The sequence below is a fragment of the Actinomadura sp. NPDC049753 genome (genome assembly GCF_040674655.1).
In the GTDB taxonomy this organism is placed as follows: domain Bacteria; phylum Actinomycetota; class Actinomycetes; order Streptosporangiales; family Streptosporangiaceae; genus Spirillospora; species Spirillospora verrucosospora.
Genome location: NZ_JBFARL010000012.1, coordinates 1 through 24,287, shown reverse-complemented (window position 1 = coordinate 24,287; position 24,287 = coordinate 1). Strand labels below are relative to the sequence as shown.

At 71.6% G+C, this 24,287-nt stretch carries 18 protein-coding genes; 15 read left to right on the top strand and 3 right to left on the bottom strand.

The window, feature by feature from the left end:
- The first annotated feature begins 987 nt into the window (after positions 1 to 987).
- The 4 genes from AB0K37_RS05420 to AB0K37_RS05405 all read left to right on the top strand — a co-directional run bounded on the left by AB0K37_RS05420 (position 988) and on the right by AB0K37_RS05405 (position 7,769).
- Positions 988 to 3,741, top strand: a complete 2,754-nt coding sequence (locus AB0K37_RS05420) for a hypothetical protein (protein ID WP_363975184.1) — start codon at positions 988 to 990, stop codon at positions 3,739 to 3,741.
- A gap of 602 nt (positions 3,742 to 4,343) precedes the next feature.
- Positions 4,344 to 5,477: a hypothetical protein gene (locus AB0K37_RS05415; protein ID WP_363975182.1), complete on the top strand. Its 1,134-nt coding sequence runs from the start codon at positions 4,344 to 4,346 to the stop codon at positions 5,475 to 5,477.
- Positions 5,478 to 5,601: 124 nt separating this feature from the next.
- On the top strand, positions 5,602 to 5,736 hold the full coding sequence (locus AB0K37_RS05410; protein WP_363975179.1) for a hypothetical protein: 135 nt from the start codon (positions 5,602 to 5,604) through the stop codon (positions 5,734 to 5,736).
- An 89-nt stretch (positions 5,737 to 5,825) separates the two neighbouring features.
- The gene (locus AB0K37_RS05405) at positions 5,826 to 7,769 is read left to right on the top strand and encodes a hypothetical protein (RefSeq protein WP_363975176.1); all 1,944 of its coding nucleotides are present in this window, start codon (positions 5,826 to 5,828) and stop codon (positions 7,767 to 7,769) included.
- On the opposite strand, the gene AB0K37_RS05400 is transcribed toward AB0K37_RS05405, so the two are convergent.
- The gene (locus AB0K37_RS05400) at positions 7,759 to 9,768 is read right to left on the bottom strand and encodes a PQQ-binding-like beta-propeller repeat protein (protein ID WP_363975173.1); all 2,010 of its coding nucleotides are present in this window, start codon (positions 9,766 to 9,768) and stop codon (positions 7,759 to 7,761) included. The genes AB0K37_RS05405 and AB0K37_RS05400 overlap by 11 nt on opposite strands.
- 132 nt (positions 9,769 to 9,900) lie before the next feature.
- Here AB0K37_RS05400 and AB0K37_RS05395 point away from each other — a divergent pair, with 132 nt between their 5' ends.
- From AB0K37_RS05395 to AB0K37_RS05360, 8 genes are all read left to right on the top strand, one after another.
- Positions 9,901 to 10,668, top strand: a complete 768-nt coding sequence (locus AB0K37_RS05395) for a hypothetical protein (protein WP_363975170.1) — start codon at positions 9,901 to 9,903, stop codon at positions 10,666 to 10,668.
- On the top strand, positions 10,665 to 11,450 hold the full coding sequence (locus AB0K37_RS05390; protein WP_363975167.1) for an amidohydrolase family protein: 786 nt from the start codon (positions 10,665 to 10,667) through the stop codon (positions 11,448 to 11,450). Before AB0K37_RS05395 ends, AB0K37_RS05390 begins: the two co-directional genes overlap by 4 nt.
- A 564-nt stretch (positions 11,451 to 12,014) precedes the next feature.
- The gene (locus tag AB0K37_RS05385; RefSeq protein ID WP_363975164.1) at positions 12,015 to 13,271 is read left to right on the top strand and encodes a sugar ABC transporter substrate-binding protein; all 1,257 of its coding nucleotides are present in this window, start codon (positions 12,015 to 12,017) and stop codon (positions 13,269 to 13,271) included.
- A gap of 85 nt (positions 13,272 to 13,356) precedes the next feature.
- Positions 13,357 to 14,316 (top strand): sugar ABC transporter permease, encoded by a 960-nt coding sequence (locus AB0K37_RS05380; RefSeq protein ID WP_363975161.1) that lies wholly within the window; start codon positions 13,357 to 13,359, stop codon positions 14,314 to 14,316.
- 5 nt (positions 14,317 to 14,321) lie between these two features.
- Positions 14,322 to 15,152, top strand: coding sequence for a carbohydrate ABC transporter permease (locus AB0K37_RS05375; protein WP_363975158.1), 831 nt, complete (start codon positions 14,322 to 14,324; stop codon positions 15,150 to 15,152).
- A 6-nt stretch (positions 15,153 to 15,158) separates the two neighbouring features.
- Positions 15,159 to 15,854 carry an amidohydrolase family protein gene (locus AB0K37_RS05370; protein WP_363975155.1) on the top strand — a complete coding sequence of 232 codons (696 nt, stop codon included), beginning with the start codon at positions 15,159 to 15,161 and terminating at the stop codon, positions 15,852 to 15,854.
- A complete protein-coding gene (locus AB0K37_RS05365) occupies positions 15,851 to 16,627 on the top strand; it encodes an amidohydrolase family protein (RefSeq protein WP_363975152.1) in 777 nt (258 codons plus the stop codon). The genes AB0K37_RS05370 and AB0K37_RS05365 overlap by 4 nt, the downstream gene beginning before the upstream one ends.
- On the top strand, positions 16,624 to 17,799 hold the full coding sequence (locus AB0K37_RS05360; RefSeq protein WP_363975149.1) for a DegT/DnrJ/EryC1/StrS family aminotransferase: 1,176 nt from the start codon (positions 16,624 to 16,626) through the stop codon (positions 17,797 to 17,799). Before AB0K37_RS05365 ends, AB0K37_RS05360 begins: the two co-directional genes overlap by 4 nt.
- Here AB0K37_RS05360 and AB0K37_RS05355 read toward each other — a convergent pair.
- The gene (locus AB0K37_RS05355) at positions 17,781 to 18,752 is read right to left on the bottom strand and encodes an LLM class flavin-dependent oxidoreductase (RefSeq protein WP_363975146.1); all 972 of its coding nucleotides are present in this window, start codon (positions 18,750 to 18,752) and stop codon (positions 17,781 to 17,783) included. The two genes, AB0K37_RS05360 and AB0K37_RS05355, sit on opposite strands and share 19 nt — an antisense overlap.
- 110 nt (positions 18,753 to 18,862) lie before the next feature.
- Between AB0K37_RS05355 and AB0K37_RS05350 the strand changes: the two genes are divergently transcribed.
- Positions 18,863 to 19,978: a dipeptide epimerase gene (locus tag AB0K37_RS05350; protein WP_363975143.1), complete on the top strand. Its 1,116-nt coding sequence runs from the start codon at positions 18,863 to 18,865 to the stop codon at positions 19,976 to 19,978.
- 20 nt (positions 19,979 to 19,998) lie between these two features.
- On the top strand, positions 19,999 to 20,961 hold the full coding sequence (locus tag AB0K37_RS05345) for a dihydrodipicolinate synthase family protein (protein ID WP_363975140.1): 963 nt from the start codon (positions 19,999 to 20,001) through the stop codon (positions 20,959 to 20,961).
- Between the two features lie 139 nt (positions 20,962 to 21,100).
- Here AB0K37_RS05345 and AB0K37_RS05340 read toward each other — a convergent pair whose 3' ends face one another.
- A complete protein-coding gene (locus AB0K37_RS05340; RefSeq protein WP_363975137.1) occupies positions 21,101 to 22,300 on the bottom strand; it encodes a DegT/DnrJ/EryC1/StrS family aminotransferase in 1,200 nt (399 codons plus the stop codon).
- A gap of 139 nt (positions 22,301 to 22,439) precedes the next feature.
- Here AB0K37_RS05340 and AB0K37_RS05335 point away from each other — a divergent pair, with 139 nt between their 5' ends.
- On the top strand, positions 22,440 to 23,669 hold the full coding sequence (locus AB0K37_RS05335; RefSeq protein WP_363975134.1) for a helix-turn-helix domain-containing protein: 1,230 nt from the start codon (positions 22,440 to 22,442) through the stop codon (positions 23,667 to 23,669).
- Positions 23,670 to 24,287 lie beyond the last annotated feature (618 nt).

The following is a 24,287-nucleotide window of genomic DNA, read 5'->3' as shown; positions in this document are numbered from 1 at the left end:
CGACAAAGGGCCTCGCAACGGTCTCCGAGACCCTGTCTGACCTGCATCAACGGGACGGGCGGTACTGGGTTCGAATCAGCGGCCTCCTCGGTGTGAACGCGACCGATCAAGCCCAGGGGAAGCCGCGCCTCAACAACGCCGCAGGTCGGACAGCATTCCTCGCTTCACCACAGCGCAACTCAAGGAGAAACAAGTCCGTTGCGACCTCCCACAATTAACGCCCCCGCTACCGACGACCGCACCTACCCACGACGGCCGGAGCGCCGCGTGCGTTCGATGAAGATACCGGCCAACGTGTTCACCATAGGGCTCTTTAATATGCACAACTCCACAAAAGGCGGGGCGAGCCTCGATGAACGGTCGAAGTATCCAATATGTTTCTCGACACTCGGGGACGAGTTCAGCCCGGTTCGGCCTGTCGGTTTCCGAAGTCCGCTGCACGTATGCCCGTAGGCCCTTGCCCACATGGTCCAGCGGGTGGCTCCCGCGAGAGCGGTGCGATCACCTGCCCAGGTTGGTGCCGTGCGCGCTCTACCTGGCCAGTGGCCCGAATGCGTCATGACCGGTGTTGGCCCGGGGCGGGTATGTCTTGGTGCTGATCCCACGAGCCACTCCAGTCAACAGGCGCCCGTGCAGCCTCACCCGTGTCTGGGATGAAACACCAATGCGGGCACGCTGGGTGACTTGGCGCTTAATACGGATGACTAGACCGGGAGGGGCGGAGGCAGCCCCGTTTCGCGTTGTGGCGACTTGCCTGCATCGCTTCGGTCCGGAAATGCTGTCATGGTAGCCGGATCACTTCGGAAGTGGGCGGTCTGACCGGCCCTCTCCAGAAATGCGAGTAAATTTGGGGCCAATGTTTTCGGTCCGTTGCTGTAGCGCCCTTGGGCGCCGGTTGCCCTGCCGGGAAGGCGGCGGGGACAGTGCCGTGAACCCGGTTCGACGGAAACTGGGAATACAGCAAAGGGGCTGCTCTTCGTGGGCTTCATGCGGATCAAGAACACCGGGTACAACTCGGCGCTGGTGCTGCCGACCGGGGCGTGGAAAGCCATGTTCGTGCGCGGCGATCAGATGGCGCAGACCAGCGCGGCGGGCCTGGACCACAACGGGCCGATCGGCGCCACGAGCATTCACAGCGGGAAGCTGAACGGCATTCCCGAACCGTACAAAAGTGCCTGTGAGGGCGCGCTGATGCTGCCGATGACCGGCGGTTCCTGGCAGATGCTGCTGTTCAAAGGCGACCGGGTGTGCTGGTACCACTGGGACACCAAGGTCCGCAGCGAGGGGCCGGTCACCGAGTTGAGGCATGCCGACGGACTACCGGCCTGGGGCACGATGCTGCCCGTCGGCTACCGCGAGGGTGTGGACGCGCTGCTGATGGCGTCCACGGCCGAGTCGCCGTACTGGACGACCTACGTCTTCAAGAACGACCGGGTCGCCACCATCGACTGGCGCAACGGCTGCACCCGCGAGTGCCGAATCTATGAGGGCGCGCAGCCCACCGCAGGCTGGGCGAAGCTGCCGGCCGAGTGGCTGCGGGACTACGACCACGTACTGCCGCTGCCGGACGTGTCGGGCGCCAGGCGCAGCCTGCTGGTCAAGGGCGGCAACGGGTGCGTGTTCAACTGGAACACCGGCCCGGAGAAGACCGGCGCGCTCACCACGCTGATGCCCGAGCTGGCCGCCCTGCCCGCGCCCTACACGACGCAGTACAAGCCGATCGTGGGCCGCTGGTCCGCTTCGGCCGCACCCAACCCGGTCACCGTGCGCGTCGATCTGGACGGCCTGGGCGCGACGCGGCAGTTCAGCGGCGACATCGACCAGATCAGCGGCGCGACGCGGAGCCCCATGTACTCCTTCCGTGTCAGCGCGCCGGACATCGCCGCCTCGGCCACCGAGGTAACCGCCACCGGCAAGGTGCGTTGGAAACCGGATTGGGTCGGCTGCACCGCCAAGATCACGATTCCGCGGGTGGCGCTGTCCTCCTCCGTCCCCGCCCTGCGGGTGGAGTTTCGGTTCGACGACGGCAACGTCCCCACCTTCGATCTGCCCTACGAGTCGGCGAACCTGCGCACCATCGACCTGGAGATCGACACGATGGCCAACAGGGCCGCGCTGGCCTCCTACAACACCGCCACCGATGCGGTGGCGGGTCCGCCCGACTACGTCGACCGGGAGCTGACCATCGCCTCCGCCTTCGCGGAGGCCGGCATCGAGTTGCGCTCCGCGGGCACGGTCAACGAGGTCGGCACCGCCGACTCCGGCACCGACCTGAAATGGTCGGACTCCGAACTGCACACCGCGATGCTCCACAACTTCTCCGGCCACGCCGAGACCGAGCAGTGGAAGCTGTGGGCGTTCGTAGCCAGCCGGCACGTCAACGACAGCACGGGCGTCATGTTCGATGTCAGCGAGGGCAAGCAGCGGCAGGGCATGGCCGTCTTCTACGACCAGATCAGCGGCCAGCCCGGCTACTTCATCCTGGGCCTGTACGTCCATGAGCTCGGCCACTGCCTCAACCTGCAGCACTCGTGGCAGAAGAACGACTCCGGGGCTCCGCTCGGCCCCAGAGACGGCCGCGGGGACCTGTCATGGATGCAGTACTGGAACATGTACACCGCCGAGGACGGCAGTAGCGGCTGGGACGTCTTCTGGAGCCGGTTCCCGTTCACCTTCACCGCCAACGAGCTCGCCCACCTGCGGCACGCCTTCCGCTACGACATCATCCCCGGCGGGGCCAACTGGGCCGCGCAGGGCAGCGCCGCCTACAACACCCAGGACCCGGCGCTGGCCGCGATGGACGACCCGATCGCCGACGATTCCGGCCTGGCCCTCACCCTGTCGGCCCGGCCGTTCGCCTATGGCGAGCCGGTCACCGTCGAGATCAAACTCGCCCGCGACGGCCGCGATGTCACCGTGCACCGCGACCTGTCACCCAAGAGCGAATACCTCGCCATAGCCATCACCGCCCCCTCCGGCGTCACCCGGCCGTTCCGGCCGCTGGCCCGCCAGTGCAACGGGCACAGCGACGACACCCTGACCACGTTGACCGCCGAGGCGCCCGCCCTGTACGAATCGGCCTTCCTGGGCGCGGGCGCCGCCGGCCAGTACTTCACCGATCCCGGGCTCTACACCGTCCGCGCCCTCTACACCGCCCCCGACGGCTCCCGCGTGGTCTCACCCGACCTGACCATCCGGATCCGGCTGCCGCGCACCGGCGACGACCAGGACGCCGGTGAACTGCTCATGGGCGACCAGGCCGGCACCCTGATGGCCCTGCTGGGCTCGGACTCACCCGCCCTGCAAGCGGGCAACGACGCCCTGGCCGAGCTGTCGGACCGTTTCCCCGACCATCCCCTAGCCGTCTACTCCCACCTCGCCCAGGGCGCCAACGCCGGCCGCCACTATCAGCACATCCGCGACGGCCGCCTTCATATCCGGCAACCTGACACCGAAGACGCCGTCACCCAACTGACCGCCGCGATCGACGCCTCCACCGGCTCGGGCGGCCTCAACGACATCACCCTCAACGCCGCCATGCGCCGCCTGGCCACCGTCCACGCCAAGGCCGGCGACCGCACCGCCGCCGACGCCACCCTCGACCGCATGGTCGACCACTTCCGCGCCCGGCACCTCCCCGCGCACGTCCTGGCCACCATCCAGGACCAGGCCGACGCCACCCGTCGGCAGATCATTCCCGGCGACCAGAAGCACCCCCACAAGGGCCGCAAGCGCACCTGATCCCCATCTCCTCGGCCACCTCGTGCGCCCGCCGCCGACAGGCGGTGGGCGCATGCTCACCCGGTTCGACAAACTCGCCCGCGACACCGCGAATCGTCCTGGTCTCATCTCTGCTCTGGACCATTCATGATCCACCGGAAACGTCCTCGGGCGGAAGCCAGCGGCGTTTTTCCGCTCCGACTCAGGGGAGAGGCCCTCACGAGTCGGATAACTCCTTCGACTCCCCCTCCGTTCGGATATCCGAGACGAGGCGGTTCCGCAGTTTATGGATCAACTGCCAGTCCGGCGCAAAAGGGATCTTGTAGAGGACGCCGAACCCGCACGCGTTCCAGATCCCGTAGGTCACGACCAGGCGCGCGCGCTGGTGGCAGGGGTCGTGCACCCGCGATAGCTCACCGCTTCCGGTCGGAGGATGCGGGAACCTCCCCCCTCTTGGCTCCGACCGAGCCGCGTCCTTCTCTCTCCCCGTTTCGCACCCCGGAGTGCGAAACGGTATGCGCGGCACGGAGGCCGGTTTCGGTCGGAATGGTTGGCCGATCACGGCAACCGAGGTGATCGGCGGGGCGTCCCCACTGCAAAGCCGGAAGCGGGGAGGAGTTCCTATGCGGTTCGTGAAGCGTTTCGCGATTCCCATGGCGGCGGTGGCGGGAGTGGTGCTCGCCGGAGCGCCGCCCGTCTTAGGCGCGGAGGCAGACTGGCGGAAGGTGCCGCACTCAAGGGCGGAGGGAACCCTCAAGGACGTCGCCGTGCTCGGCGGAAGCGACGCGTGGGCGGTCGGGGAGAAGCATCCGCCGTACGAGTCCGCCGATCCGGTCGCCGAGCACTGGGACGGCACGTCCTGGAAGGAGGTGACGGTTCCCGACACGCCGACGGGCACGGGCAGCCTCGACGGTGTCAGCGCCGTGGCCTCCAACGACGTCTGGGCCGTCGGCGACAGCACCGGTCTCGGACCCGTGATCCGGCACTGGAACGGTGCCGTATGGACGGCGGTCCAGCCCGCCGCGCCGCCCGACGGCGCGCATGTCGGGGCCGACCGGCTCAACGACATAGCGGCGGTCTCCAAGACGCTGGCATGGGCGGTCGGATCCTTCTCCGACCGCACCACCCCCGGCCCCGTCACCCTGGTCGAACGCTGGGACGGGACGAAGTGGTCGCGGACGACCTCCCCGAACCCGGGCCGTCTCAGCAACACCCTTCAAGGCGTCGCCTCCCTCTCGGCGACGAACGCGTGGGCGGTCGGGTGGTATCTCAGCGACGCGGGCAACAACGTCGCTCTCGTCCTGCACTGGGACGGCCGCGCCTGGACCAGGAGCCCGGTGACCCTCCCGTCGGGCAACACTGAACTGCAGAGCGTCACCGCCGTCTCCGCCACGAATGTGTGGGCCGTCGGCAACCATGAGGGCAGGCCGCTGGTGATGCACTGGAACGGCACTCGCTGGCGCGTCCTGCCAGAGCCCGCGCTGACCGAGTCGTGGCTCAGCGCCGCGGCCCCGGACGGCATGGGCGGGGTCTGGGTCGGCGGCTACCGCATGACGGACGGCGGGGTGACGAGCAGACCGCTGTTCCTCCACTGGAACGGCACCGCCTGGACCACCGGCACCAGCGAGGAGGCCGAGGGGACCGTCGAGGGACTCACCCGCGCAGGCATCTCGATCTGGGCCGTCGGGACGACCTCGCCCTGCACCTGCTTCGTCGCACCCCCACTGGTCGAGGTCAACGGCCCTGTCCCGCAGTGAAGCCGTCTGCCACAACTGCTTCCATGAGTTGGTCTTCCAGTAGGGAGTTGCCTGGGCCCTCGGCGGACGGGACCTCAACGCGTGGGAGCACGCGCTGCGCACCCGTCCGTGGGGCCTGCTGCCGGTGGCCGACGGTTTCGTCGCGGAGCAACAGCACGCCGCCGACCTGTTCCACGCCAACGGCCTGATCGAGCGTCCGGTCCAGGTCGCCGACGCCGTCCTTCCGGAGGTCAACGAGCTGGTGCGGGCCACAGCCTGAGTCCGCCCATGCCATTTGGGTCCTGACCGAAAGGAGCTTGGACGCTAGTGTGAGGAGAGACTTCCGGTCCTGACCGAAAGGTTCTTCTCGTGATCCAGCGTCGCCAGTTCCTCCAGACGGCCGCGACGGCCGCCGTCGCGGGCGGTACGCCCCTCCTGTCCTCCGGACTCGCAAGCGCCTCGGAACGGCCCCCGGACGAGGTGGAGGGGACCGTCACCGACCTCGGCCCGGCCAGCGTCACCACCCCGCTCGGCAACGGCGAGTTCGTGAACGGGGTCCTCTACGCCGGCACCCGCGGGCTGTCCCCCAACGTCGTCGGCGCGTACGACCTGGCCGAGGACTCCGTCACCGCCCACGTCGACATCCCGACCGGTATCGGCGTCTGGGCCATGTGCAAGGTCGGCACGGACGTCTACGTGGGCACGCACAGCCAGTCCGACCTCTACCGCCTCGACACCCTGACCGGTTCGGCGTCCAAGGTGGGCGCGTACTCCTACCACTTCATCTGGAACCTCGCCGCGTCCCCCGACGGCAAGGTCTTCCTGGCCATCTCCGAGCCGGGCCGCGTGGTGGAGTACGACCCGGCGAGCGGTACGAGCCGCGACCTCGGCGTCACGGTCGAGGGCGAGGCGTACGTGCGCAGCATCGCCGCCGACGAGACCACGGTCTACGCGGGCGTCGGCGCGCACGCCCACCTCGTGACGATCGACCGCGCCACCGGCGCGAAGCGCGACATCCTCCCGGCCGCGCTCGCGGGACGCGACTTCGTGGCCAGCCTCGACGTCTCCGGCACGCACATCGCGGGCGGGATCTCGTCCAACGGCGAGGTCCTGGTGATGTCCAAGGGCGACCCCGCCGACCACCGCGTCATCACCACGTCCGAGAAGTACGTCCCGTCCGTGCTCCTCCACGACGGCTTCGTCTACTTCACCGGGCGCCCCTCGGGCGCGCTCTACCGCTGCGCGCTCGACGGCGGCGAGGTGGAGACGCTCGGCGTCGCGCAACCCGAGGCCGCCACGCACCGGCTGCTCGCGCACGAAGGGAAGGTGTACGGGGTGCAGGACGGCGCCGTCCTGGTGTTCGACCCCGCCACCAAGACGCTCGACTACGTCAACCTCGTCCAGCGCGGGTTCAGGGCCGCGCCGGAGCAGCCGATGTCGGTGCATTCCGACGGCAGGCGCGTCTATGTGGGCGGCAAGGGCGGCGCCGACGTCCACGACCTCGCCGCCGGCACCCGCACGCGGCTGGGCATCCCCGGGGAGCCCAAGACCGCGCTGACCGTGCGCGACCGCACCTACCTCGGCGTCTACACCCAGGGGCTGCTCTACTCGCACCGGCCGGGCGACGCCGAGGCGACCCTGCTCGCCAAGACGGGCAACCAGCAGGACCGGCCGCGCGACCTGGCGTACGACCCGGCGACGGGGCTGATCGCGATGACGACGCAGCCGGAGCCGGGGCACGTCAACGGGGCGCTGTCGCTCTACTCGCCGCGCACCGGACGGTTCGAGACGCACCGGCCGGTGGTCGAGCGGCAGAGCCTCTACGCGGTGACGTGCCGGCGGGGCGTCGCCTACATCGGCACCAACATCCAGGAGGGGCTCGGCCTGCCGCCCGTGACGACGACCGCGCGGCTCGCCGCGTACGACCTGCGGCGCCGCAGGCTCCTCTGGCAGGTGGAGCCGGTGCCCGGGGCGAAGGTCGTCCCCGGTGTCGCGCACACCGAGAGGGCCGTCTACGGCGTCACCGACACCGGGGTGCTCTTCGAGTTCGACCTGCGCCTCAGGAAGGTGACCCGCACTGTGAAGGTCGGCGCGCGCGGTTCCGACCTGCACATCGTGGGCCGCAGCGCGTACACGACGGACGGCCAGGCCGTCTACAAGATCGACCTGGCCGCCCTCACCGTCAGGACCATCGCCGGCGGACTGGCGGGCGAGTGGTTCGGCGGCGAGCCCAAGCTCGCCCTCGACCCCTCGCGCCGCGCGCTCTACGGGGTGAAGGGCCGCGATCTGGTCCGCATCGCGATCACGGAGTGACCTGGGCGGGGACCGTCAGTGCGGGGCACCGGGGATCGAGCCTGATCCGTGCCAGGTCGCGGCCGATCAGAGCCCAGGCGTCCCACGAGCCGGGCTCGAAGGCCAGCTGCGGGTCGGTGTACCACTCGTCGCCGAGGCCGGTCGCGACGAGCTTGGCCTCGGTGCCCAGCACGTGGACGTTGCCCCCGCCGAAGTAGGTCGAGGTGAACACCCGTCCGCGATGCACTTCGATCTCGCCGTATCCGGGCAGCGCGCCCTTGTGCGTGACCGTCCGGGTGGCGAGGTCCATCGCGAACCAGCTCGCGGTGCGCTTGTAGACCCCGTACAGGACGCCGTCGTGCACCTTGACGTCCTGGAACGTCCGGTAGCCCGGGACGGGGTCGACCTGCCAGAGGACCTTGCGGGTGGCGAGGTCGAACGCGGCGACCGACGCGGAGGTCCTGACAGGGGGCGTTCCTCCCCCGCCGAGCACGTCGCCCCCCAGGTAGACGACACCGTTGGCGGAGTCGAGGGAGAGGCTCATCAGAGCCTGGTCGGGGATGACGTCCACGTACACCTGCTTGTCGCCGGTGTCCGGATCGACCACCGACAGCGCGCCCTTGAGGTTGGCGCCGAGCGGCGCCGTCGCGACGAGCAGCTTGTCGGTGCGGGGGTCGTACTCCAGGTCCCACGGGCGCTGCTGCCCCTGCCCGAGGTAGCCGAGGCTCCGGATCCGGCCGGTGCCCGGGTCCAGTTCGATGATCTGCCCGCTCGGATAGATCGCGGCGTACACCTTGCCGCCGCGCCGGACCATCGCCTTCGGCTCGCCCGGCACCCACAGCCGCCGCTGCCCGCCCGTGCGCAGGTCCCGTACGGTCACCGCGTAGTGCCCGCCGACGTAGAGCTCACGTCGGCCCGGGTCGAGCAGGATCGACTGGGGCCGTTCCGAGCCGGTCGTCAGGCCGGCCTCGATGAGGTCGGTGTAGGTGACGGCCTTCGTGGTGAGGTCCATCGTCCACATGCCGCCGCTGCCGGCGAAGCCGGTGAGCCGGTCGCCGTCCGGTACCAGCCTGCGCGTCTCCTCGCCGAGCCGCGGCGTGCCGAGCTCGGTCGGCGAGGCGTCGCCGGTGCGGTAGCGGTAGACGGTGCCGTTGGGCCGGGACGCCAGGTAGGCCGTGCCGTCGGCGCCGAAGGCGATGGTGTCGAGGGTGACGCCGCCGAGGTCGACCGAGCGCGGATCGGTGCCGTCCTTGCGCACGTCGAAGAGCGTCGTGCCGCTCGCGGCGAGCACGCGGTCGCCGTGCTCGGCCACCGCGCCGATCCCGGTGGTGCCCTGCGCCAACTCGCGCACGGAGCCGTCCGACCGCCGGATCGCGACCAGCCTGCCCTTGTCGAGCAGCCCCGCGTAGACGTTGTCGGCGTCCGCCGCGACGGCGCGGACGTAGCGTTCGCCCGCGGCGAGCACGCCGAAGTCGCGCACGGCGCCGGTCGCGGGCGCGTACTCCCAGACCTTGCCGTCGGGGTAGGTGCCCGCGTAGATCGTGCCGTCGGGCGCGGTGGCCAGGCTCCAGACGAAGCCGCCGTTGCGGCCGAACGAGCGCAGGTGCTTCACCTCGCCCGTCGCCGGGTCGAAGCTGTAGAGGTCGGGCACCGGGTAGGTGCCGATGTAGATCTTGCCGCCGGACACGGTGGTGGCCCAGGCCCCCTCGGCCTCCCCGGCGGCGGGCGCGTCGGGCAGCCGGACCTCGCGGACCACCTTCCTGGTGGCGAGGTCGATCTCGGCGAGCAGCGGCGGCTTCAGTCCGCGGGTGACGACGTACGCCCTGCCGTCGTGCACCGTGGCCCCGACGATCGCGCCGGTCAGCGATGCGGGGCCGAACGTCGTGTAGCCCGGCGCCGAGCAGGACGCCGGCGAGGCGGTCGCCGCGAGGGCCCCGGGGGCGGGCTGGATCGCGGTTGCGGCCAGGAGGGCAGAGACGATCACGGCCCGGGCCCGGCGGCGGGAACGGCTGGGGTGCATGCCGTACCTCCTCAGTAGACTTATGGCCTGGACCGTAATCAGAGGTGCCGATGCTCGTCAACGGCTTCACGCCCTTGCTCCCAAGAAGACCCCCGCTTAGGGTCATGACCGATATCGGAAAGAGGGGGTTCGATGACGGCATTCTCGACGGAACGCTTGATCGGTGAGCTCACCGTCACGCTCGATCTCGACGTCCTCATCGGCGCCCATCCGGATCGGGACGGCCCGTCCGGCGCGCCCGAGGCGGTCCTCGGCACGCTGGCCGCGCACCGGATCACGGGTGCGGCGGTGGCGAGCCTGCGCGCCGCGCTGTTCGACATGGCCTCGGGCAACGACGAGGTCCTCGCCCTGGCGGCCGAGCGTCCCGAGGTGGTGCCGGTCGGCGCCGTCGACCTGCGCGACCCGATCGGGGCCGCGGCGGAGATCGACCGGCTGGCCGCCGCGGCGGTGCGGGCCGTGCGGTTCTTCCCCGACGAGCAGAACGTCGAGGCCGGATTCCCGTCCGTCCGGCACGTCGCCGAGCGCGCCGCCGGGCACGGACTCGCCATTCTCACGGGGGGCGACGTGCGGCGGTTCTGGCGGCCGTTCGGCGGCCTCGGGGCCACCGTCGTCTTCCTCGACACGCACTTCTACCACCTGGGCGACTTCCTGGTGGCGGCGGCCGACGAGCCCGGGTTCCACACCTCCACCCGCCTCCTCAACTCCCCCGACGCACTGGAGACCGTCGCCGCCCACCTCGGCGCGGACCGGCTGGTGTTCGGCTCGCGCACGCCGCACACCGAGACGACCGTGCCGCTGCTGCGCCTGGCGACCGGCGGGCTCGACGCCGACGGCGTCGCCGCCGTCGCGGGCGGCACCGCCCGCCGCCTCCTCGGACTCGCCCCCGGAGCCGCCTCGTGATCATCGACGTGCACGCCCACTGGGGCCCGTGGTTCTTCACCATGGACGTGACCGGCCTGAGCCTGCGGGCCATGGACCGCTACGGCATCGACCTCGCGATCGTGTCGGCGACCGAGGCCGTCATCTACGACGCGCCGCGCGGCAACCGCGCGCTGGCGCAGGTGCTGGAGACGGCCGACCGGCTCTACGGGTACGTGACGGTCAACCCGCGGCGGCTCGCCGACGCCGAGAAGGACCTCGCCGCCTACCTGCCCACCGGGCGGTTCGTCGGCGCGAAGATCCACACCGACTACACCGGGTCGCCGGTGACCTCGCCGCAGATGCGCGACGCCCTCGCCCTGCTCGCCTCGCTCGACTGCCCGGCGCTCGTGCACACGTGGGGGACGTCGGTGCTCGACCTCGCCGCGCTCTGCGCGCAGACCCCGGGTCTGAAGGTGATCGCGGGCCACATGGGCGCGGACGGGTACCGCCACGCGATCGAGGCGGCGAACGGCTGCGACCGGGTCTACCTCGAACCGTGCTGGTCGCAGGCCCCGGCCGGGCGGTTCGCCGAGGTGGCGGCGGCCGTCGCTCCCCGGCAACTTCTCTTCGGCACCGACTCGACGCTCATCGACCCGGCCTCGGCGTTCGGCGCGGTCGCGGCCGCCGGCCTCTCCGACGAGGTGGCCGAAAGGATCGCCTGGCGCAACGCCGCCGAGCTGTTCGGCCTGCCGTCACCCCGCTCTCGGAACGCGGACGGCGTCCAGGGCGATCCGGAAGACCTTTCCCCACGCCTGCCCTAGAGCTTCGCCGCGGCTCCCGATGAACGCCGTGCCGGACGCCGCCGCGCACCGCCAAGCCCGGCGGACGCCGCCGCGGCCCGCCAGGCCCGGCGGACGCCGCCGCGCACCGCCGCGCCCTCTCGGGCACTGCCGCGCACCGCCGCGCGCCTGAAGGGCATGTGCGGCGTGGTACCGCGAGCGGCTCGGTCGTCATCGGCCCTGACCGAAAGCGGTGGAGTCGCCAGCACGAGCCCGTACACCCTCGATCCGGACGCCGGAAGGTCCCCGGCACCCGGCATGGCCGCAACCGCGCGCGCGGTCTCGTCCGCGCGCCCGGCCGGCGGCGAGATCTGCGAGCTCGCCCCGGTCACGCCCGGATCGGCGTGCCCGGTGGCTCATCCACACCGACGGTGTCCGACGTGCGGCGGCGGACCATCGGATTCCGGTGGCGGCGCGGAGATGTTCCGGATCACTCGCAGGCATTGACACCCGAAATCCAGCACGGTTACTTTCGGCCTAGACCGTTATTGCCCTCACTCCGCCCCCTGCCCCCCGCGTCACCTCGAACTAAGGGGTCCCGTCCCGATGAAGATCAGTCGCAGCCGCCTCACGGCGTCGATCACCCTGCTCACGCTGGCCACCGGGCTCACCGCCGCCTGCGGCGGCTCCGGAGGCTCCGACAAGTCGCTGACCCTCTGGATGTATCCGGTCATCACCGACGTCCAGGCGAACAACGCGTACTGGAAGAAGATCGAAACGGACTTCGAGGCCGCCCACTCCGGCACCGACCTCAAGATCGAACTCCAGCCGTGGGACGGGCGCGACACCAAGGTCGCCACCGCGCTGTCCGGCGGCAAGGGCCCCGACGTCGTCCTGCTCGGCCCCGACCAGGTCCCCCAGTACGTCGCCAACGGCACGCTCGCGCCGGTCGACGACGCGGTGGCCGCCGCCAAGAGCGCCTTCCTGCCCAACGCTCTCAGCGCGCTCAGCGTGGACGGCAAGCTCTACGCCGTCCCCATCTACCACACCGTGACCAGCATGATCTTCAACAGGAAGCTGCTGGCGAAGGCGGGCATCACCACGCCGCCGCAGACGTGGGACGAGATCAGGGCGGCCGCGCCGAAGCTGAAGGCCAAGGGTTACGCCACGCTCGACTACTCGGCGTCCTCCGAGGCCTCGCTCAACATGAACTTCTACCCGCTGCTGTGGCAGGCGGGCGGCAGCGTCTTCACCCCGGACGGCAAGAAGGCGGCCTTCAACAGCCCCGAGGGACTGGAGGCGCTCACGTTCCTCACCGACCTCTACAAGGAGGGCGCGATACCGAAGAGCGCGCTCACCAACAAGAACGTGGTCGCCGACCAGGCGCTCGGCAAGCAGCAGGTGGCCGCCGGTCTGATGAACGTGCCGGCCGACGCCGAGATCGCCGCGAAGACCTGGGGCCAGGAGAACGTCGTCGTCGGCCTGCCGCTGGAGGGCAGGAAGCGCGTCGGCTTCGGCATCCCCGGCGGCCTGGCCGTCAACGCCAGGTCCAAGCACACCGCGGCGGCCGAGAAGTTCCTCAAGTTCATGATCGACCCGAAGCAGATCACCAGCCTCGGCACCGCGTCGGGCTTCCTGTCCCCGCGCACCGACGTGAAGGTGCCGCCGCCCAACCCGCGCGCCGCCAAGTTCGCCGAGGCCCTGCAGTACACCTACCCGGGGGACGCCAACCCGGCCGCCCGGCAGGTCATGGCGCTGCTGCGCACCGAGATCCAGGCCGCGCTCACCGGCAAGAAGACGCCGAAGCAGGCGCTGGAGGACGCCGCGAAGCAGGCGGACGACCTGCTGGCGAGGCAGCGATAGCCGACCGAAGATGAACGCGAACGAACGGTCAGGTCCGGGCGGCTGCGGCGGCCCGGTCCACGGACTCGTGGAGGCGTCTGTGCCCATGTCCAGCGCGGCTCCCGTCGCCTCTCCCCCAGGCGGCGACGCCGGGAGGGCCCCGGCGGCGAGCGGCACGTCGCCGCCGGGCGGAGCCGGGCGGGCCCGGCGGCACCGGCAGGCCCGGGCCGGACTGCTCTTCGCGGCCCCGATGCTCCTGCTGTTCGTGGTGTTCAGGTTCGGGCCGGTGCTCGGGGCGGTCTTCCTGTCGCTGACCGACTACCGGCTGAACGGCGAGTGGACGTTCGTCGGGATCGAGAACTACACCCGGCTCGGCGGCGACGAGCTGTTCCGCGAGAGCCTCACGGTCACGCTGCTGTACGTGGTGATCTTCGTGCCGCTGACCGTGCTGATGTCGCTGGGCACCGCGGCGATGCTGCACCGGGTGGTCTGGCGGCGCGGGCTGTTCCGCGGGATCTTCTTCCTGCCGTACGTCACCAGCATCGTGCTCGCCGCCGTGATCTGGAAGTGGATCTACGACGCCGAGGACGGGCTGGTCAACGGGCTGCTCGGGCTCGCCTCGCTCGGTCCGGTCGACTTCCTCGGGCGCGGCGGACTGGTCCTTCCCTCGATCGCGCTCACCTCGGCGTGGAAGGGCTTCGGCTACTCGATGCTGATCCTGCTCGCCGGGCTGCAGGCGATCCCGCGGTCCTTCACCGAGGCGGCCATGATCGACGGGGCCGGGCCGTGGCAGCGGTTCCGGCACATCACCCTTCCGCTGCTGCGGCCGGTGCTGTTCTTCGTGATGGTGATCGAGACCATCAGCGCGTTCCAGGTCTTCGACGCGATGTACGTGATGACCGGCGGCGGCCCGGTGCGCTCCAGCTACTCCCTCGTCTACATGCTCTACGACTCGGGCTTCAAGTTCTTCGACTTCGGCTACGCGAGCGCGATCGGGCTGGTGATCTTCGTTTTCGTGCTGGGCGTCTCGCTCGTCCAGCGCCGGCTCCTCGGCAAGGAGGACTGACCGCCATGGCCTCGTCCCGCACCGCGGCGCGCACCGGGCGGCTCACGCTGCCGGTGCTGCTGGTGCTCACCGCGATCGTCACCATCACCCCGTTCGCCGCCATGGTGCTCGTCGCGTTCGCCCCCGAGAGCGGGCAGACCTTCCCGGACGCGCTGCTGCCGGAAAGGATCACCCTGGCGAACTTCGAGCATGTGCTGTCCAGCTCCGACGTCCCGCGCTGGACGCTCAACTCGCTGGTCTTCTCGTTCGTGTCGGTCGTGCTGATCCTGCTGTTCGCGTCCATGGCGGGCTACGCGTTCGCCAAGAAGCGCTTCCCGGGCCGTGACGCGGTCTTCTGGGCGCTGCTCGCCACTCTGATGGTGCCGTTCCAGGCCACGCTCATCCCGTCCTACATCCTGGTCTCGCGGCTGGGCGGCGTGGACACCTACTGGGGCATGATCGTGCCGACGCTGGCCAACGTGCAGGCGATCTTCCTGATGCGGCAGTTCATCGTGCAGCTCCCCGACGAGCTCTTCGAGGCCGCCGAGATGGACGGCGCCTCGGAGTGGCGGATCTTCACCACGATCGTCCTGCCGCTGGTGCGGCCCGCGCTCGCCACCCTCGGCGTCTTCGTCTTCCTCTGGCACTGGAACGACTTTCTGTGGCCGCTGGTCATCGGGCAGTCCGGTGAGATGCAGACGCTCACCGTCGGGCTGGCGACCCTGCAGAGCGAGAACGTGCCGATCAACCAGGTCATGGCGGGCGCGACCATCACGGTGGTGCCGAGCCTCCTGGTCTTCGGCCTGCTCCAGCGCTACCTCACCGACAGCATCGCGATGACGGGTCTCAAGGGCTGACCGCCGATGGTCATCGACATCGACCGGGTACTCGGCCCGATCCCCGGGGACGACGTGGCGAGCGTGGACGAGCAGGGCCTGGTCGCCGAACTCGACCGGCTCCGCATCGACCTGGCGTGCGTCGTGCATTCCCACGCGCTTTTCTACGACCCGACCTCCCGCCAGCCGCGGACGGTGTCCGACCGGCTCGTGCAGGTGCCCGTCCTCGTGCCGGGACCGCTCGGCACCGGCGGCACCGCGGCGCGGCTGGTGCGGCTCTGCCCGGCCGAGCACCGCTTCGCGCTCACCGGCCCCCACGGACTGGCGCTGGCCGGCGACCTGTCCGATCAGGGCACGGCAGTGCTGCTGGGCTGGAATTCGGCCACGTTCGAGGAGATCCACCGGCTCGCGACGCGCTGCCCCCGGCTGCGCCTCATCCTCATCGACACCGGTTACCGGAGCCTGCGGGAGCTGGCCGACCTGATGGACGCCCACACCGGGATCAGCGTCGACACGGCGACGCTGAACGGACATCAGAGTGTCGAGTGGCTCGTCCGCCGTTACGGCGCGCACCGCGTGTGGTTCGGCACGGGCGCGCCGGCCAGTGACGACGCCGGGCCGCGCTTCCAACTGGACCATCTCGACCTGCCCGACGCCGACGTCGCGCTGATCGCCGGCGGCAACGCGCGTGCCCTGCTCGGGCCCGGTCGTGACGGCCGATGAACGATCCGGACGCCTGGCGCGGCAGGGTCGTCGACGCCCACGGCCACCTCGGCGGCTGGTTCAACTTCGCCATCCCCGACACCTCGGCCGAGAGCCTGGTCGCGCAGATGGACCGCTGCGGGGTGGCCGCGATGTGCGTCTCGCATCTGCTGGGCGTCGGCCCGGACGCCCGCGCGGGCAATGCCCTCCTGCTCGCGGAACTCGTCCGGTGGCCCGGCCGGTTCCTCGGTTACGCCGTCTACGATCCGCACGACCCGGAGGCTCCCGGGCGGGTGCGCGACCTCCTCGACGAACCCGGCATGATCGGGGTGAAGCTGCATCCGGAGACGCACGGGCACCCGCTCGACGGCCCCGGCTACGAGCCCGCGTTCGCCGTCGCCGCCGCGACCGGCGCGATCGTGCTGTCGCACGGCGAGTACGGCTCGCCCTGGTCCGACCCGGCGCGCTTCGCGACCGTCGCCGGACGGCATCCGGCCGTCCCGCTGCTGATGGGCCACGCCGGGCTGTGGCCCTCCGGCTTCGCCGCCGCGGCGGACGTCGCGCGACGGTGCCCGAACGTGGTGCTGGAGATCTGCGGCTCGCGGATGACCGCCCGGCATCTGGCGCGGCTGGTGGCGGACGTCGGCGCGGACCGCATGGTGTTCGGCTCGGACGCGCTCTTCCTCGATCTGCGCGTCGGCCTCGGACGCGTGGTGCTGGCACCGCTCGACCCGGCCGACCGCGACCGGCTCCTCTTCGGCACGATGACCCGGCTTCTGGAAGGAGCACGATGAGGCTGGCCCTCCACGGCGGTACACCCGTCCGCACCTCCGGCTGGCCCGCCTGGCCGCCGCCCGCCACCCCCGAGCAGCGCGCGCTGCTGCTGGAGGTGCTGGACGGCGGTGCGTGGGGCGCGACGGACGGGACCAAGGTCACCGAGTTCGCGACGGCGTTCGCCGCCTCCGCGGGCACGGAGTACGGCGTCTGCGCGGTGAACGGCACAGTCGGCCTCTTCCTCGCGCTGCGCGCTCTCGGCGTCGGCCCCGGCGACGAGGTGATCGTGCCCGCCTACACGTTCGTGGCCAGCGCGACCTCGGTGGTTCTCGCGGGCGCCCGGCCCGTTCTCGCCGATGTCACCCCGGACACGCTGCATCTGGACCCGGCGGCGGTGGAACGCGCGATCACAGCGCGCACCAGGGCGATCATGCCCGTGCACCTGGCCGGCGCTCCCGCCGACACCGAGAACCTGGAGGCGTTCGGGATCCCGCTCGTGGAGGACGCGGCGCAGGCGCACGGCGCCGCACGGCACGGGCGACCGGCCGGGTCGCTCGGCGCCGTGGCCTGTTTCAGCTTCCAGTCGAGCAAGGCGATGACCGCCGGGGAGGGCGGCATCGTCGTGACCGGCGACCGGGCGCTGTACGAGCGGCTCTGGTCGCTGCACAACGTCGGACGGCGGCTCGGCGGCGGCTGGTACGAACATCCCGGGATCGGCTGGAACCTGCGCATGACGGAGTTCCAGGCGGCCGTGCTGGCTCCCCAGCTCGCGCTGCTCGACGGGCAGGTGGCCGCCCGCGAGCGCGCCGCCGCGTACCTGGCCGAAGAACTCGCGGCGGTCGGCGGGCTGAGCCTGCTGCCGGGACCGGACGGGACGACGCGGCACAGCAGGCACCTCGGCATCGTGCGCTACGCGCGGGCGGAGTTCGGCGGTCGGCCCAAGGCCGACTTCATCGCGGCGATGGCGGCCGAGGGCGTCCCGCTGGACGCCGGATACCGGTCGCTGTCCCGCGAGGCCGCCCTCCGCCCGTACGCGGGCGAGGCTTCCTGCCCGGCGGCCGAGGCCGCCGAGGACTCGGTCGTCTGGCTCCGGCAGAACCTGCTGATGGCGGACGACGACGCGCTCGCCGACATCGTGTCCGCCGCGGCCAAGGTCAGGCGCGAGTTTCGGACTCAGCCGGAAATGACGTGACCGAAAGCCTCGATGGCGCGAAGGGCGTCCGCCTGCGGCATCCCGGGCGGCTGGACGCGCAGCACGACCCCGTCGGCCCCCATCGCCGCGTAGTGCGCCAGCCGCTCCGCGCACCGGCCGGGCGAGCCGATCACGCTCCGGTCGGCGATCTCGTCCCAGCCCTGCGCGTAGCGGCCCGCGTCCGAGGACGTGCGCTTCCAGCCCGTGTACGCGTCGTACAGGTCGCGCAGCGGGGCCTCCAGCGCCTCGCGCGCCTCCTGCGACGTCGGCGCGCAGTAGCCCTCGCGGCAGACGATGACCTCGGCGCCGAGCGTGCCGGGGCCCCGCTCGTACGCGCGGTACTCCTCGATCTTGCCGGGGAGGTCGGCGTCGAGCTCGTTGAACGAGGTCGTCCAGCCGTCGCACATGCGCGCCGTCCGCTCCAGCACGGCCGGGACCCGGCCGCCGTTCCAGAGCCTCGGGCGCGGCCCCTGGACGGGACGCGGGGCGAGGAACGCCTCCTCGACCTGCGTGAACCTCCCGTCGAACGTCACCTTGTCCTCCGTCCACAGCCGGGTGAGGAGCTCCACGCACTCCTCGAAACGGGCGACCCGCTCGCGCTGGGCGACGCCGAAGAGGGCGAACTCCTCCGGCCGGTAGCCGAGCACGAACCCGGCCGTCAGCCGGCCGCCCGACAGCACGTCGATGTGCGCGAGCGTCTGGGCCAGCACGACCGGGTGGTAGAACGGCGCGACGATCCCGGCGGTGGCCAGCCCGATGCGCTCGGTGTGCGCCGCGATCCAGGTCAGCGAGGTGAGGATCTCGTGATAGCCGGGCCGGTGCAGGTGGCGCTCGCCCAGCACGACCCACTCGAAGCCGGCCTGTTCGGCGAGCCGCGCCTGCTCGACGGCGTCGTCCAGGGACGGGCGGTCCGCCGCGTCACCGTACAGGTTCAGATACAGGCCGAGGCGCATGGGGCCGCCCTCCAGTCGTCGGTGGCATTGACATCCACCGAGCACGCTACTTACGGTCTAGACCGTAAATCATTTGTCCTCTCATTGCGACCCCAGCAGAGGAGTCAGCCTTGAGCGTCGCCCTCCCCCGGCCCGGCGAGCGCCCGTCCGCGACCGGGGGCCCGATCACCGCGATCCGCACGCGCGTCGTCCGGGCCCCCTACCGCCGCCCGTTCCAGATCAGCAGCGGGGTCAGCACGGAGCTGATCAGCCTGGTGGCGGAGGTGGAGACGGCGGACGGAGCGATCGGCGTCGGCGAGACCTCGCCGATGACCGCCTACACGGGCGAGACGCTGGCGGGCGTCGCCGCGGCCGTCGAGGAGCACCTGAGCCCCGCCCTGATCGGCCTCGATCCCCTCGACCGGGCCGGGGCGCATGTCGCGATGGACGTCGCGCTGCGCGGCCAGCACGTCGCCAAGGCCGCCCTCGACATCGCGCTGCACGACCTGGCCGGGCGGCTCGCCGGATGGCCGGTCACCGCGCTGCTCGGCGGCCGGGTGCGCGAACGCGTCCCGATCGCCTGGGTGGTCGGGCTCGGCACGCCGGACGAGATGGCGGCGGAGGCCGCGGACTACGCCGGGCGCGGGTTCCGGCACATCAAGGTCAAGGGCGGTCACGACCCCGAGCGCGACCTCGACCTCGTGCGCACCGTCCGGGCCGCGCTGCCCGCCGACGCCGAGTTGTGCCTGGACGCCAACGAGGGCTACGACCTCTCGGCGCTGCCCGCGCTGGCCAGGATGGCCGACGCCGGGCTCTCCCTGCTGGAGCAGCCGCTGCCGCACTGGGACCTGGTGGGGCTGGCCCGGCTCCGCGAGCGCCTGGACGTCCCGGTGATGGTGGACGAGAGCATGCAGTCGCCGCAGGACGCGCTGGAGATCGTCCGGCGCGGCGCCGCCGACGTGCTCAACATCAAGATCCTCAAGGTGGGCGGGCTGCACCCCGCCCTGCGGATCGCGGCCATCGCGGAGGCGGCCGGGCTGGCGGTCAAGGTCGGTTCCATGCCGGAGCTGGGCGTGGCGACGCTGGCCGCGCTGCACCTGGCCTCCGCGCTGCCGGGCGCCACCGTGCCCGCGGACCTGGTGGGGCCGCTGCTGGTGCGGGAGGAACCGCTCGCGCCCTCGGTGTTCACCGCCGTCGACGGATGGGTGGACGTCCCGACCGCCCCCGGCCTCGGCCACGACCTGTGACCCGGAACGGAGACCCGACGATGCACGCCCTCGTCGACCGGCTGCGCGGCACCCTCCTGCCCGCCGTGGTGACCCCGATGGACCGGCAGGGCGTCGTGGACCACGACGCCCTCGCGGCGTACGCCGACCGGATCGCCGCGGAACCGATCGGCGGCGTGGCCGTGTGGGCCCACACCGGGCGCGGGCTCCACCTCTCCGCCGACGACCGCGCCAGGGTGCTGACGACGTGGCGGCTGGCCACCGCGGCGCCGATCGTGGCAGGCGTCGGCGTGCCGCGGTCGGTCTCCGCTCCGACCCTGGCCGCGGCCTCGGACGCGACGGTGGCGATGGCGGTGCGGGCGGCGGAGCTCGGTGCGGACGCCGTGATGGTTTACCCGCTGGCCGCGCTCCGCGAGGAGCCCGACGGGCACGACCAGGCCGTGCGGCTGCACCAGCGGGTGGCCGCCGAGAGCGGACTGCCGCTCGTCGGGTTCTACCTGCACGCGGAGGCGGGCGGCTACCCGTACCCGCCCGAGTTGATCCGCGACCTGCTGGCGCTCCCCGAGATGCTCGGCGTGAAGACGGCGACGCTCGACAGCGCCATCGGATGCCAGGAGGCGATCTGGGCGGGCCGCGGCACCGGCAAGCTCTCCATCACCGGAGAGGACCGCATGTACGGCCCCTCGTTCATGTGGGGCGCCGACACCGCGCTCGTCGGCATCGCCGCGGCACGGGCCGAGCTGAGCGCACGCGTGCTGCGAGCATGGACGGGACGTGACCACGCGGCGTTCGTCGAGGCCTCCGACCGGCTCGACCGGTTCGCGGCGGCGACGTTCTACGCGCCGATCGAGGGATACGTGCAGCGCATGCTGTGGGCGGCCGTCTGGGAGGGGCTCATCCCCGAGGCCGCGGCGCACGACCCGTACGGCCCCGCGCTTCCGCCCTCGGAACGCGACCGGGTGATCGCCTGCCTGGAGGACCTGCGCGCCACCGCGGCGCATTGATCAGCGGGAGCCGGGGCGGGAACGGGCGGCGGGAGGCGCGGTGAGCGCCCTGCCGCCCGTCTCCCGCCGGACGGCCGGCCGCTCTGCCGCCGGGGACGTGTCGATCGTGCCCGCGGAGCCCGGCGAACGGGCCCGCCTTTTACGCGAGCCGGGCGTGCACGCGGCGCACCGCGCGGGCGATGGCCTCCACGTGGTCGGCCGTGTAGCCCTCGTTCCAGTGCAGGACGACCAGCGTCCGGTCGATGAGCCGCTCCGCGCTCGGGCAGAGCCCGGCCGGATACGACCGGCCCTCCAGCGGGAAGCGCGAGGAGCCGTAGACGGGCTCGGCCGCGAGCGCCGGATTGGCGTACAGGGGGCGCTCCAGATAACCGGCGACCGCCGGGGCGCCCTCCGCGGCGAGCTCCTCCGCCCAGGCGCGGTTGCCCGGGTCGTCCGGCACCGTGAACGGGAACAGCCACCAGGCGTGCCCCGCTGGATCGGGAAGGCCGATTCCGGTCAGGTCCCGGAGCGAGGACAGGAGCTGCCCGGCCCGTTCGGCGCGGCGGGCCACGACCCCGGCGGCCTTGGCGAGCTGGGCGCGCGCCACCGCGGCCACGAGCTCGGTCATGCGGTAGTTGAGGCCGAGCGACAGGTGCAGCCGGCCGATCGTCCGGTCCCAGCCCTTGTCCATGAACAGCCGCATGCGCCGGGCCAGCTCGTCGTCATCGGTGCAGCACAGACCGCCGTCGCCCGCGGTGATGTGCTTGTACTGCTGGAGGCTGAAGCACGCGATGTCGCCGACCGTGCCGAGCAGGCCGCCCTCGGGGGTGGTGCCGAGCCAGGCCTGCGCGCAGTCCTCGATGAGGAGCAGGCCGTGCCGGTCGGCGACCGCGCGGAGCCCTGCGAGGTCGGCGGGCGCGCCGAAGAGGTGCACCGCGATGATCGCCCGGGTGCGCGGCGTGACCGCCGCCTCGACCGCGGCGGGGTCCAGGTTGCCGGTGGCCGGATCGACGTCGGCGAAGACGGGCACCCCGTTCTGCGCGAGGATCGGCGCGACGGTTCCGAAGTCGGAGATGGGGGTGGTGATGACCTCGTCCCCGGGGTCGAGGCGGACCGCCGCGACGGCCAGGTGCAGCGCCGCCGTGCCCGAACTCGACGCGATCGCAGCGCGGCGGCCGTACAGCGCGGCCATCTCGGCTTCGAGGGCGCGCGCCTCGGTGCCGAAGGTGCTGCACAGCACGGCGCTGTCGAGGACGCGCAGCACCGCCCGGCGCTCCTCGTCTCCGATCGTCCGGCCGCTCGGACCCAGCGCATCGGGGAACCGCTCGCCGTCCGTGCCCATGCCTCTCCCCGTCCTCACGCCCGCCTATTTTCGGTCTGGGCCGAAAGTTATTTCACCCTGGGAAGTCCGTCAAGAGGCCGAGCCTGGAAGTGACGAAGCCCGACGGCGGTGCACTAACCTAACCGGTTGAGGGCTGGACCTAAATAAGGAGCCGAGAGTGCCCATCACGATCGGGGTCGTGGGTCCCGAAGACCTGGTCCACCGCGCCGTCGCGGTGGGCACCGAGATGGGCGGCGCCGTCATGACCGGCCTCGCCTACCGGCACGAGGGCGAGGCCGTGGAGGTCGTCGCGACCGCCCCCGAAGAGGTCGACGCGTTCCTGTTCACCGGCGTGGTCCCGTACACCCTGGCCACCGCCGCGGGCGTGCTGACGCGGCCCTCGATGTACGTCTCCTACGACGGCGCGACACTGCTTCGGGCACTGGTGGAGCTCCTGCGTCTGGGCCACGACGTGACGCGCGTATCGGTCGACACGCTCCGCCGCGCCGAGGTGCTGGAGACCCTCACCGAGGCCAAGCTGCCGACCGACCAGGTCCAGGTGCTGCCCTACAAGCCCGGCCTCACGTCCGAGGACATCGTCGCGTTCCACCGCAACGCGCGCGACCGGCACGACACCCGGGTGGCCATCACCTGCCTGGGCTCCGCCTACAACGTGCTGGAGCCCCTGATGCACACAGTGCGGCTGGCCCCGTCGCGCTTCTCGATCCGTTCCACCATCCAGGCCCTCATCCTGACCGCTGTCGGGCAGCAGGTCGGCGACGCCCAGGTCGCGCTGGGCCTGATCGAGCTTCCCGGCCCGGACGACACCCTGGCGGCCGACGTGGTGACGCTGGGCGGCAGCCTGGCGCCGCTGCCCGGCGGGCGCCACCTGATGGTGACCACGCGCGGCCTCCTGGAGCAGGCCACCGAGCAGTTCACCCGGCTGCCGCTCCTCGACCGGCTCGCCGCCCGGCACCCGACCGTGCACGTCGGCTTCGGCATCGGCCGCACGGCGGCGGAGGCGGAGTCCCTGGCCAGGCGGGCCCTCGGCAGGGCCGAGGCGATCGGCGCCTCGGTGGGCGTGGTCGCGATGGCCGATGACGTCGACATCGTGATCGAGCCCGCCGACGGCGACGAGCCCCCGGCCGAACGCGGCGTCGAGAGCCTGCCGCTGCTGGCCCGCCGCGTCGGCCTCAACGCCCAGACGCTGGTCCGGCTGCGCGAGCTGGTCGCCGACCGGCCGGACGGCCTGACCGCGCACGACGTCGCCGAGCACCTGGACGTGCAGCAGCGCACGGCGAGGCGCGTCCTCAAGCGCCTGGAACGAGCCGGGATCGCCACGCCGACCGGCAGCCAGCAGCAGGGCCGCACGGGCCGCCCGCCGACCGTCTACCGCGTGAACCTCTGACCCCGGCTCACCGGTTGCCCGCCGGCGTGGCGAAGAACCCGCCCCCGCGCAGGCCGTCGCCCTGTGCGCCGCGACCAACCAGTGCTGGCGCGGGCGCGGACCGGAAGCCGTGCCGGTCAGCCGTTCGGGTCGATGGCCAGGACCGCGGCCTCGGGCTCGGTGAAGAACTCGCGGCTGCAGGTGCCGCCTTCACGGTCGAGGCCGGAGTCCCGAACCGGGAGCCGCACCAGGGGCCGACTCGCGGTCCGATCCGGGACGCCAGACCGTGTGAACCGGGCGGGTGGATCGCGGTGGGCGGGTTATTCGGCAACCGACTTCTAGAGGATGCGCTCACCCTTGGCCTGGCGGTCCGGTGGCCAACCCGGAACGTCTTCGCCCGTGAGTTTCCGAACCCGTCCAGCCACCCCGGCAGCGTCTCCTTCATAGCCGCCTCTGCTCACGGCGTGACACAGGTCACGTTCGACTTCTGTCAGCAATTGACGGGCCATCCGGTTCAGGTGGCGAACCCGGACCGGACAGGAAGGGAGCCGACGATGAAGGTGCTGGTGGCAGGAGCGACCGGAGCGATGGGCAAGGAGCTGGTGCCTCGTCTGGTCGATGCGGGGCACGAGGTGTTCG